We start from the raw sequence: 581 nt of genomic DNA on the forward strand, positions 1-581 counted from the left end.
CTTCCTGTTCCTTGCTCGCCAACTCGTCCAACTGGTCAGCCCAGACAAACCACCACCCGGCTAGCGAGAGCAAAATGAACAACCCGACCAGGACGGTTACACGCGGCGCAACCGGCCACGCTCCGGGATCCTTCGGATCGAGATTCTCAAAGTCTCTGAGCATCTCGCGGAAATCGATAGACGGAAGCTTGGGCGTCGTCTTCATTGCTGCCCCTCTTGGCCTACGGCGGCCCTTTTCAGGGAGGCGTTCATGCTGAATTCGTTGAGACGACGCTTGTCGACCAGCACTGCCTTGATCTCGATCAAACGGGGTTTCTCAAGCCACGGCGACGCTTCGATATGGCGTTGGCGCATTATAATGGCATGTCCCCCAGAGTCGGGGCTGAGCGGCGATAGAGGAGAGATCGGATGGCAGCGAGGGTAAGGCCAGACACTGGCGAGGCGACGTCGAAGCAGCGGTATCGAGTGACGAACTGGTCGGAGTACGACCGTTCGCTGGTCAACCGGGGCAACCTGACGATCTGGTTCGACGACGCCAGTATCAAAGACAATTGGACACCGGCGCCCCCGGTCGGTCGGGG

The 581-nt window shown here is 59.6% G+C and carries 2 pseudogenes; one reads left to right on the forward strand and one right to left on the reverse strand.

What is annotated here, in order from left to right:
• Nucleotides 1–205: pseudogene (locus E4Q23_RS23170) on the reverse strand (type 4a pilus biogenesis protein PilO); the annotation flags it as partial.
• 203 nt (nt 206–408) lie between these two features.
• On the opposite strand from E4Q23_RS23170, the pseudogene E4Q23_RS23180 reads away from it, so the two are divergent.
• Nucleotides 409–581: pseudogene (locus tag E4Q23_RS23180) on the forward strand (IS5/IS1182 family transposase); the annotation flags it as partial.

Origin of the sequence: Candidatus Accumulibacter phosphatis (assembly GCF_012939955.1) — a bacterium.
Classification (GTDB): Bacteria; Pseudomonadota; Gammaproteobacteria; order Burkholderiales; family Rhodocyclaceae; genus Accumulibacter; species Accumulibacter delftensis.